Genomic DNA, 10,227 nt, shown 5'->3' with positions numbered 1-10,227 from the left:
CGCGGCAGGAAGAACTGGTCGAAGTCGCCGGGCGCCATGTTGCCGGTGATGACCGAGCCGATGTCGGCCGGGTTGACGCCGTTGCGGGCCAGCGCCTCGCGGGCGGCCTTGATGCCCAGGTCGGTGGGCGAAATGTGGCCGAGCGCGCCGCAGTAGTCCACCATCGGGGTGCGCACGCCGTCCAGCATCCACACGTCGTTGAAGGCGTTGAAAAATCCCTTGTGGGCCATGGTCGTTCCTTGTGAAAAATGGGGGCTCAGGCCTGCGGCTTGAGGATGTAGTGCAAGGCGTCGGCGTGCAGCTTGGCCACGGTGTCGGCGCGGTGGCCCAGCACGGCGCGCTGGTTGATCGAGCCTTTGTCGGTGATCTCGCCACGGTCGATGGTGGGCGGGTCGGCCAGCAGGCACAGGCGGGCGATGCGGTTGGCGCTGCCGGTGGCGGTTTTGGCCAGTTCGTTCACCACAGTCTGGAAGTGCGCCAGCACGGCCGGGTGGTCCAGCACGTCGTGCAGCGAGGCGCTGGGCGGCAGGTCGCACAGCTCGCGCACCTTGGGCGTGGGGAACACCATGGCGCCCACTTCCTTCATGTTCAGGCCGGTGATGACCGCGTCCTGGATGTAGGGCGCGCCGGCGGCGATGATCTTCCCGCGCAGCGGGCCCACGCTGACGAAGGTGCCGGTGGCCAGCTTGAAGTCTTCGGCGATGCGGCCATCAAACTTCAGGCCCAGGTGGATGTCGGTCTCGTCGATCCACTTCACCGCGTCGCCCGAGCAGAAGTAGCCTTCTTCGTCAAAGGCCTCGGTGGTTTCGGCCGGCGCGCGCCAGTAGCCGGGGGTGATGTTGGGGCCTTTGTAGCGCACCTCGGTCTTGCCCTGCATGTCCACCAGCTTCACGGCCATGCCGGGGGTGGGCACGCCCAGGTCGCCGGCCCGCACGTTGGGGCTGGTCACGAACAGGCCGAAGGGGCCGGATTCGGTCATGCCCAGGCCCGAGGTCATGACGATGCGCTCGCCGATCTCGGCCTCCTCGCTCTCGTACAGGCTGTCCCACACCGGCTGGGCCAGGGCGGCGCCGGCGTAGAAGAACATCTTGACGCGCGACAGAAAGGTCTTGCGCAGGGTGCGGCCGTCGTCGGTCGGGGCCTTCATCGCGTTGGCGATGGCCTCGAAGCCGGTGGGGACGTTGAAGTACACGGTGGGCGCCACCTCGCGCAGGTTGCGCAGGGTTTCGCCGATCAGCGCCGGGGTGGGCTTGCCGTCGTCGATGTACATGGTGCCGCCGTGGTAGAGCACCATGCCGAAGTTGTGGTTGCCGCCGAAGGTGTGGTTCCAGGGCAGCCAGTCCACCAGCACCAGCGGGTCTTCCTGCAGCACCGGCATCGACTGCGTCATCTGCTGCTGGTTGGCGCACCACATGCGGTTGGTGTTGATGACCGCCTTGGGCAGCTTGGTGGAGCCGCTGGTGAACAGGAATTTGGTGATGGTGTCGGGGCCGGTGGCGGCCATGGCGGCGTCCACCGCCGGCGTCACCGGCGCGCGGGCCAGCGCGTCGAAGGCGGTGGTGGCGCGGCCGTCCAGGTGGCCACTGGCCAGCACCACGTCGAGGTCGGGCGCCACGGCGCCGGCAATCGCCTTGGCGTAGCGTGCGTCTTGCGCGAACACCAGGCCCGGCGTGACGGTGCGCAGCACGTGCTTGAGCTTGTCGTAGTCGGTGCTGACCAGCGAATACGCCGGCGAGGTGGGCACGTAGGGCACGCCCGCCACCAGGCAGCCCAGGGCCAGCAGGCCGTGTTCCAGGCTGTTTTCGCTCAGGATCACCACCGGCCGCTCGGCGTTCAGGCCGCGGTCGATAAGGCCCTGTGCGATGGCGCGCGCCGTGGCCCAGGCCTGGGCGTAGCTGACGTGCTGCCAGTCGCCCAGGGCGGTCTGGCCGTCGGCGCCGGTGACGCGCTGGCGCTGGGCCAGCCAGGTGCGGTCGGGCGCGGCCTCGGCCCACTGGCGCAGGCGGTCGGTCAGGCGCTCGGGGTAGGGCTGCAGCGGCTGGTCGGCTTCCAGGTAGTGGGTGCCGGTGGGGCCGTCGCGCAGCGTCACGCGGGTCACGCCGAAGGTCAGCGGCCGGAAGGTGGCGGGGGTGTCGTTCATGTGTGTCTGCCTCTGCGCGGTGCCGGCTCAGCCTTTTTGAACCTTGGCGGCCTTGCCTTCCAGGAAGGCGCGCACGCGCGCCTTGGCCTCGGGTGCGGCCTGGGCGATGGAGGAAATCAGGGCTTCGGTGAAGAAGCCGTGGTCGCCCGGCTGTTCCGCGATGCGGGGCAGGGCGTGCATCAGGGCGAAGTTGGTCAGCGGCGCGTTGGTGGCGATGCGGGTGGCCAGTTCCAGCGCCTTGTCCAGCGCGGTGCCGGCGGGCACCAGGTACTGCGACAGGCCCACGCGCTCGCCGTCGGCGGCGTTGTAGACGCGGCCGGTCAGCATCATGTCGGTCATGCGGGCCGCGCCGATCAGCTTGGGGATGCGCACCGAACCGCCGCCGCCCACGAAGATGCCGCGGGTGCCTTCGGGCAGGGCGAAGAAGGTGGACTCGTCGGCCACGCGGATGTGGCAGGCGCTGGCCAGTTCCAGGCCGCCGCCCACGACCGCGCCGTGCAGGGCGGCCACCACCGGCACGTTGCCCTTTTCCACGCAGTCCAGCGCCTGGTGCCACATGCGCGAGTGGAAGATGCCTTCGCCGGCGTCGCGTTCCTGCAGTTCCGACAGGTCCAGGCCGGCGCAAAAGTGGTCGCCTTCGCCGTGGATGACCGCGGCCCGCGCGTTGGCCGGCAGGTTCTGGAAGGTGTCGCGGATGGCCAGGATCAGGCCGTCGCTCAGGGCGTTGCGCTTGGCCGGGCGGCACAGGCGCACCACCGCCACGTCACCGTGCATGGTGAGCTGGACGGCGTCGCGGGCGGGGGTGGCGGTGGGGTGGGAGCTGCTCATGGTGTCTCGTGGGATGGGGTGAATATGATTATGAATAATAACTAAATGACTGGAACTTGTCTCGGTTTGGTTCCTAGGGTTTACCCTGATGATTGGCCGGGATTCGTTACCATTCACAACTGTATGGTGAATTTTTGTCCGGTTTCTGGCGCCGCGCCATTGGGGTAAACCTGAGGGCCCGCCCCCATGTCAGCCCCGGGCCGGCTGGCGCCGCTATCATCCCGATGCCATGACCGCTGCATCCCCACCCCCCCACGCCGCCCGCCCCGGCGCGCGGCCGTCCCTGACGCCGCAGGACTGGCTGCGCGTGGCCGCCGACGTGCTGGTGGACAAAAGCGTGGAAGGCGTGCGGGTGGACGTGCTGGCCAAGACCCTGCAGGTGACCCGCGGCAGCTTTTACTGGCACTTTGTGGACCGCGCCGACCTGCTGCAGCGGCTGCTGCAGGCCTGGAAGCAGACCCAGACCGAGCAGGTCATCGCCGCCCACAACCGCCAGGGGGTGACGGCGCAGACCGTCATCCACGAACTGGCGGCGCTGCCTTTTCACGGTGCCCGGGCACAGCGCGGCGGCGCCATCGAACTGGCGATCCGCGCCTGGGCGCGCCGCGACGACATCGCCCGCGCCGTGGTGGACGAGGTGGACGCCATGCGCCTGCGCTACATCGGCGACTGCTTTGCGCGTCTGGGCTTCGATCCGCTGGCGGCCCAGAACCGCGCCTTTGTGATGTACAGCTACATGCAGTCCGAGTCGCTGTTTCGCGCCCAGGGCAGCGACGAGGACAAGCAGCGCCGCCGCACCTTCATCGAACGGCTGCTGACCCAGCCGAGCCTGCCGTTCTGAGCCGGCACGCCGGGGCCCGCCCCGGCGGCCCTTCGTTTTTGTTGTCCACCCACCGTCCCATGACCCTGCCTACCTGGCCCACCCACCAGCCCTGGCCCGACGCCTCACCCCCGATCCTGACCGTGGCCGACGGCGTGGCCACCCTCACCCTGAACCGCCCGGCGCACCGCAACCGGCTGCACGACGAAGACCTGCGCACCCTGTTGCAGCAGTTCGAGGCGCTCAACGACGACCCGCAGGTGCGGGTGCTGGTGCTGACCGCACGCACCTGGCCCCACGCGCGGGTGTTCAGTGCGGGCTACCACATCGGGGAATTCAACGACAGCGGCCACGCGCCCCTGGCGTTCGAGCAGGTGCCCGACGCCCTGGCCCGGGTGCGGGCGCTGACGGTGTGCGCGCTGAGCGGCAGCGTGTACGGCGGCGCCACCGACCTGGCCTTGGCTTGCGACTTCCGCATCGGCGTGGAGGGCATGGAGCTGCGCATGCCCGCCGCCGCGCTGGGCCTGCACTACTATCCCAGCGGCCTGCGCCGCTACGTGGCGCGGCTGGGCCTGGGCGCCACCCGGCGCCTGTTCCTGCTGGCCGAAGCCACCCCGGCGGATGAACTGCTGGCGCTGGGCTACCTGGACCGGCTGGTGCCGCCCGAGGCCCTGCCGGCCGCGGTGGCCGAGTGGGCCGACCGCGCCGCGCACATGGCGCCGCTGGCCTTGCAGGGCATGAAGCAGACCATCCAGGAAATTGCCTGGGGCGAGGACAAGCTGGCCGACTGGCGCAGCCGCGAGGCGCTCACCCAGGGCAGCCGCGACTTCGCCGAAGGCCGGGCGGCCTTTGCCGAGCGCCGCGCGCCGGTGTTCAGCGGGCGCTGACGGCTTTGGTGGGGCGCCACCTCAAAAGCGCAAGAGCGCCAGCGGAATGCACACGCTCAGCGGGTTGCATAGGAGCCAGGCCACGGCGCGGCGGGGATGGGTGTCGGTCTGGATCAAGGCCACGTCCAGCCTGTCCAGCCAGCGGCAGGGCCGGCCACTGGGGTGCCGAAATCGGGGCTTTGCGGGCCGGCCGCGGCTCAGCGCGGTTTGCACCGATCCTGTCACAAAAAAGTCCAGGAACATGCCGGCCGCCACGGGGATGGGGCTCATCCACACGCCAAAGCGCTCCAGCATCACCTGCGCCACCCAGAATACCGCCAGGAGGATCGCCACAAAGAGGAGGCCGGTGATCCACAAGCGCACGTAGGCAAAGCCCCAGCCCTGCCGGGCGGCGAAAAAGTAGCGTTGCCAGCAAGCCGCGATGAGGCCACCCAGCAAGAGTCCGATCACGATGTCTGCCAGCCACCCTTCCCCGTTGCTGGAGTGGCGGATGGGGTGGTCCAGCGTGGCTAGGATGGCCGCGTGGACGTCGATGCCGTAACGTGCGCCCACCGGTGTTTCAAACAGGTCGTCGGTGCCGTAGCGGGCCCCGAAGATCACGGGTTTGTCGCGCAGGGGCGAGAGGTCGGGTTCTTCCTCGCCCCAGTCCATGCGCAGGTTGTGGGCCTGCGCCGCGCGGTAGTTGATCGGCATGGGGTGGGCGGCGCCCAGGTTCCGCAGGGGCCAGGGTTGCGTCCAGTCGCCCGTCAGGTAGCCATTGGCTTCGGCCGTTTCGGTCGGTGCGAGGCGAAACAACTGCTCGCAGACCGGGCTGGAACGGGAGGGTGCTGTCCGCAAGGCCTCGGCCAGCGACGCCGCGGACGGTTCGTACTTGTACACAAAGCCACTCACCCCCTGGTGCAGAAACGGCTCGGCAAAGGTGACGCCGGCCTGGCACATGGCCTGCATCCAGTGGTGCTTGCGTGCTTGCAATGTGGCGTCGGGGGTCGGAAAGGGGGTGATCAGAACGGTGCGCTGCGCCTGTTCGGTCAGCAGCGCATGGATGGCTTGTTCGCATTGCGCGGTCTGCCCCCCGTCCCGCTGCGACTGGCCCAGGGGTGTGGGGGACAGGTCCAGGTCGATCGCCAGCCGGGCGGGCTGGGCCGCGTAGAGGCGCTGCAGGTCCTGCAGCAACTGGCAGCGGGGCAGTGGGCTGACCGTGTCGTAGCGCTGGCTGTGGCGCAGGGGGGCTATGCCCACGACCACGTTGTCAACATCGCTCGCCCGGGGCGGGCCGGTTTCGGTGGCCGAGGCGAGGTTGGACGACAGCACGTAACTCACATCGGCCAGCGGGCCCAGGTAGTCGCTGTACAACAGCGACAGGGATGCCATGAGGGCGGCGCTGTACAACAGGTGCAGCCGTTCGCGGAGAGTATGGAGCAGTGGGCGCATGCTGGGGGGGCGTGTGCGATGGGGAACCACCCGGCGGATGGCCATCTGGGCAAAATGTATTACAGTTTGAAACAAAGTGGGCTCTGGATGGGAGGGTGCAGTGAATCTGTTTCCGAAGCGTAGGATGGTGGCCGGCATGGCCCTGATGGCCTTGTGTTCCGCGGGTTTGGCCCGGGAGTGTCGCCCGCCCGATGACACCCGGGTCACCACTTACTACCAGCGGCTGGAAGGGCGGGTGGACCCGCTGCGTTGCGATTCCCTCGTCACCGTGCTCAAGAAACTGGTGTCGCGCCACCGCATCGGGGGGCGCCAGCTGGAGCCGGAGCAGTCGCTCAGTCCCGAACGTGCCGCCCTGGAATGGCAGCAGGCGCAGCAGGACCCCCAACTGGCGGGCGAACTGGCCCAACTGTCCCGGGAGCCCGATGCCGTGAACCGGCTGTTGCTGGAGGCGGTGCTGCTGGATGCCCACGGCTACTACGCTGCGCGCGATGCCCGCCTGCTCCAGTTGCCACCGGCCGGGGGCCGCTGATGACGGCCCTGCCCAGGCGCTGCCTGACCCCGACCCTGGTGGCCGCTGCCCTGGCGGCGGCCGGTTGTGTCGCCACCTTGTCTCCACCGCGTGAGCCGGGTTTGGCCGCAGCGGCGGTGGACCGGCCACCCGTCGAAGGCACGCCGGCCCCGACGGCGCCGCGGCTGGCCCTTCCCCAGATCAACCTGGAGCGGGCAGAGAAGCTCAAGGGGCAGCAGACGTCGGTGCTGCGCGACCCCCATTGCGAGCAGGCGGTGGTGCCCAGCATCCAGGGCAACCTGTTGGGCCTGACCGCCCTGCTGGCCGAGGCCGAACTGGGCAACCGGCTCAAGAAAATCGGTGACTCTCTCAAGGACCGGCCGCGGCGCAGCCGCCCGGTGGATGGATGGGCCAGCGTCAAGGTGGCGGCCAGGCACCTGAACTGGTTGCCCTTTGTCCTGGAAGAGAAAATCGGTGAGCACGGCCACCAGCAGGTCGCCGACGTGTTGCGGCGGGATTCCGCACCAGGGCGCAAGCTCTACCCGGCCCTCGATGCGGCGCTGGCGGCACTGTTGGCACGGGTGCCCGAGCAGCACGATTACACCTTCAAGGTTCACATCCGCAAACGCAGCGAGACCAACGCCGTGGCCATGCCGGGTGGCTACCTGTACGTGGACCAGGGGCTGTTCGACCGCGCCAGCGGCCGGCTCACGCCCGAGGGGCACTTTGCGCTGGCCCACGAAGTTTCCCACGTGCTGCAGCGCCACGAAACCTACAACACTCAGGCGCGCATTCTGGATTCGATCGAGAGCCTGGAGCAGGGCGTGGCCTTGTTCAAAAGGGTAGGGGAGCGCGACCCCCGTGCGGTGGACAAGCTGATCCGGCTGTTCGGCAGCACCCGCAACCGCTTCGGCCGTTTCTACGCCGAACAGGAATTGCACGCCGACAGCTGTGCCTTGCGGCTGCTGGCCGACACCTTCCCCCAGGAGGCCGATTACCTGCGCATCGTCGGCAGCTTTGCCGAGCGGGTCGCCCGGCATCCGGAGCACAGCGACGACCACAAGGACGACCTGATCACGATCGTCAACCGTCCCATCGACCGCCACCCCGGCGGTGTGGCGCGCATGAAAAACCTTCAGCAGTCGGGCCGTTTCTGGATGCAGAAACGGCAGGCCGCGCCGAACGCCGGTCGTTTGTGATCAGTCGCCCGGCTGGACCGCCCCCAGCCGTTGCGACAGGCGCCGGCCCACCTCGCGCAAGGCCTGGGTCTGGGCGCTGCCATCGTCCAAATCGAGCATGGCGCTGGGGCCGATGGCGGCGATGGCCAGCACCAGTCGCCCGAAACCGTCGAACACCGGCACCGCCATGGCGCTGATGCCGGGCAGCAACTCGTCGCGCACCCGGGTCATGCCGGCGCGGCGGATGTCGGCCAACTCGGCGGCAAAGGCCGGGTCGTCCAGGGCGCCTGCCAGGCCTTCGCGGGCCAGGGCGGTGGCGATGTCGGCCGGTGGCCCGAAGGCCGCAAACACCTTGCCGGTGCCTGTGTGACGCAGCGACGCCGGCGTGCCGTGGCGCATGGCCACGTGCACCGCGGTCGGGCCGTCTTCCACCCGGATGATGATGGGCCCTTCCACCCCCCACACCGCCGCCGACACGGTGCAGCCCACCCGCTGCGCCAGGCTGGGCAGTTCGGCAATCGCCAGCCGCACCGGGTCCACCTGCTGCAGGCCGATCAGGCCCAGTTGCAGCGCCAGCGGCCCCAGGCCGTAGTGGCCGCTGACCGGGTCCTGCTCGATCAGCCCGAGCTTGCCGAAGCTGACCAGGTAGGGGTGGGCCTTGGCCGGGGTCATGTCGGCCTCGCGCGCCAGGTCTTTCAGCGCCATGCGCCGACCGCTGCGCGCCAGCGCCTTGAGCAACTGGCCGCCCACCTCCACGCTCTGGATGCCGCGCGAGGGCCGCGCCTCGCTGTCTTCGCTGGCGTCGGTGGAATGTGGGGGTTTCTCCGTGTGCATGGGGCGATTGTGCCGCCGCGCGCGGCCGCTTTCGGGGGGCTTCGGGTTTTTACTTAAACAAATCCGTTTGTCATCGGCGAATATTTTGGGTACCATCGCGGCCATCTATTTCAATCAAACGCATTTGTCATTGTTGAATTTTAAGGAGCCCCCGCATGAGCACCAAAACCTTCGCCTCCGCCGCCGACCTCGAAGAAAAGAAAGTCACGTTCGAGAAGCTCTCCGAGCACGCCTACGCCTACACCGCCGAGGGCGACCCGAACACCGGCATCATCATCGGCGACGACGCGGTGATGGTGATCGACACCCAGGCCACCCCGGTGATGGCGCAGGACGTGATCCGCCGCATCCGCGAGGTGACCGACAAGCCCATCAAGTACGTGGTGATGAGCCACTACCACGCGGTGCGCGTGCTGGGCGCCAGCGCCTACATGGCCGAGGGCGGCGAGCAGATCATCGCCAGCCGCGACACCTACGACCTGGTGGTCGAGCGCGGCGAGTTCGACAAGGCCAGCGAGATCGGCCGCTTCCCGCGCCTGTTCCAGAACGTGGAAAGCGTGCCCGAAGGCCTGACCTGGCCGACCATGACCTTCGAAGGCAAGATGAGCGTGTGGCTGGGCAAGCTGGAGGTGCAACTGATCCAGCTGGGCCGTGGCCACACCAAGGGCGACACCGTGGCTTGGATCCCGTCGGAAAAAATCCTGTTCAGCGGCGATTTGGTGGAGTTCGACGCCACCCCCTACGCCGGCGACGCCTATTTCAAAGACTGGCCGCAGACCCTGGACAACGTGGCCGCGCTGCAGCCCGAAAAGCTGGTGCCCGGCCGAGGCGCCGCGCTGACCACGCCCGAGCAGGTCCAGGCCGGCCTGCAGGGCACGCGCGACTTCATCAAAGACCTGTACGCCAGCGTTCAGGCCGGTGTCGCCGCCGGCAAGGACCTGCGCGCCGTCTACGAAGAAACCTTCGCCCAACTGCAACCCAAGTACGGCCACTGGGTCATCTTCAACCACTGCATGCCCTTCGACGTGACCCGCGCCTACGACGAAGCCACCCAATACCAGCACCCCCGCATCTGGACCGCCGAGCGCGACGTGCAGATGTGGCAGGCCCTGGAAGGCTGATGCCGCACCCGGGGTGAGGCCCGCGCCGCGCCCCGGCCCCCACGCCCCACGGGCACCGCCACCACCGACTGGCCTCGCGCCGGCCGGCGGGTCGGGTTGTGCCCGCGCGAACCCCATGCCCCGTCCGGAGGACCCCATGACCGCGAACGATCCCCAGCAATTCCCCTTCCGTGGCACCGGCGAACAGGTGCAAGCCATCCAGTTCGCCTACGCGCGTTTGCCCGACCAGGACGCGGCCACGCCCGTGCACCACCCGGTGGTGGTGGTGGGCGCCGGCCCGGTGGGCCTGACCCTGGCCATCGACCTGGCCCAGCGTGGCCAGCGGGTGGTGGTACTGGACAACGACGACAAACTGTCCATCGGCTCGCGCGCGCTGTGCTTTGCCAAGCGCACGCTGGAGATCTGGGACCGCCTGGGCGTGGGCGACCCGATGGTGGACAAGGGCGTGTCGTGGAACGTGGGCAAGGTGTTCTTCAAGGA

10 protein-coding genes and 1 pseudogene are annotated in these 10,227 nt (G+C 68.7%); 6 read left to right on the top strand and 5 right to left on the bottom strand.

The window, feature by feature from the left end; genetic code table 11:
- From HA630_RS15355 to HA630_RS15345, 3 genes and pseudogenes are all read right to left on the bottom strand, one after another.
- Positions 1–230: pseudogene (locus HA630_RS15355) on the bottom strand (acetyl-CoA C-acyltransferase); the annotation flags it as partial.
- Between the two features lie 26 nt (positions 231–256).
- The gene (locus HA630_RS15350) at positions 257–2,140 is read right to left on the bottom strand and encodes a feruloyl-CoA synthase (protein WP_166833553.1); all 1,884 of its coding nucleotides are present in this window, start codon (positions 2,138–2,140) and stop codon (positions 257–259) included.
- A 27-nt stretch (positions 2,141–2,167) separates the two neighbouring features.
- The gene (locus HA630_RS15345) at positions 2,168–2,968 is read right to left on the bottom strand and encodes a crotonase/enoyl-CoA hydratase family protein (RefSeq protein ID WP_166833555.1); all 801 of its coding nucleotides are present in this window, start codon (positions 2,966–2,968) and stop codon (positions 2,168–2,170) included.
- A gap of 229 nt (positions 2,969–3,197) precedes the next feature.
- Here HA630_RS15345 and HA630_RS15340 point away from each other — a divergent pair, with 229 nt between their 5' ends.
- Complete coding sequence (locus HA630_RS15340) at positions 3,198–3,809, top strand: TetR/AcrR family transcriptional regulator (protein ID WP_166833557.1); 612 nt, start codon at positions 3,198–3,200, stop codon at positions 3,807–3,809.
- A gap of 59 nt (positions 3,810–3,868) precedes the next feature.
- Positions 3,869–4,675, top strand: a complete 807-nt coding sequence (locus HA630_RS15335; protein WP_166835805.1) for an enoyl-CoA hydratase/isomerase family protein — start codon at positions 3,869–3,871, stop codon at positions 4,673–4,675.
- Positions 4,676–4,696: 21 nt separating this feature from the next.
- On the opposite strand, the gene HA630_RS15330 is transcribed toward HA630_RS15335, so the two are convergent.
- Positions 4,697–6,106, bottom strand: a complete 1,410-nt coding sequence (locus HA630_RS15330) for a CHASE2 domain-containing protein (RefSeq protein ID WP_166835803.1) — start codon at positions 6,104–6,106, stop codon at positions 4,697–4,699.
- Between the two features lie 136 nt (positions 6,107–6,242).
- On the opposite strand from HA630_RS15330, the gene HA630_RS15325 reads away from it, so the two are divergent.
- Entirely contained in the window at positions 6,243–6,635 is a 393-nt protein-coding gene (locus tag HA630_RS15325) for a hypothetical protein (protein WP_208300105.1), read from the top strand.
- Positions 6,635–7,813, top strand: coding sequence for a M48 family metalloprotease (locus HA630_RS15320; protein ID WP_166835800.1), 1,179 nt, complete (start codon positions 6,635–6,637; stop codon positions 7,811–7,813). The genes HA630_RS15325 and HA630_RS15320 overlap by 1 nt, the downstream gene beginning before the upstream one ends.
- Here HA630_RS15320 and HA630_RS15315 read toward each other — a convergent pair whose 3' ends face one another.
- Positions 7,814–8,626 (bottom strand): IclR family transcriptional regulator, encoded by an 813-nt coding sequence (locus HA630_RS15315; RefSeq protein WP_166835798.1) that lies wholly within the window; start codon positions 8,624–8,626, stop codon positions 7,814–7,816.
- Between the two features lie 155 nt (positions 8,627–8,781).
- Here HA630_RS15315 and HA630_RS15310 point away from each other — a divergent pair, with 155 nt between their 5' ends.
- The gene (locus tag HA630_RS15310) at positions 8,782–9,747 is read left to right on the top strand and encodes an MBL fold metallo-hydrolase (RefSeq protein WP_166835796.1); all 966 of its coding nucleotides are present in this window, start codon (positions 8,782–8,784) and stop codon (positions 9,745–9,747) included.
- A gap of 136 nt (positions 9,748–9,883) precedes the next feature.
- A partial coding sequence (locus tag HA630_RS15305; protein ID WP_166835794.1) for an FAD-dependent oxidoreductase occupies positions 9,884–10,227 on the top strand: 344 nt, incomplete at its 3' end.

The sequence above is a fragment of the Aquabacterium sp. A08 genome, assembly GCF_011742065.1.
The sequence above is the reverse complement of the archived record's forward strand: the minus strand, read 5'-3'. Positions and strand labels throughout refer to the sequence as shown.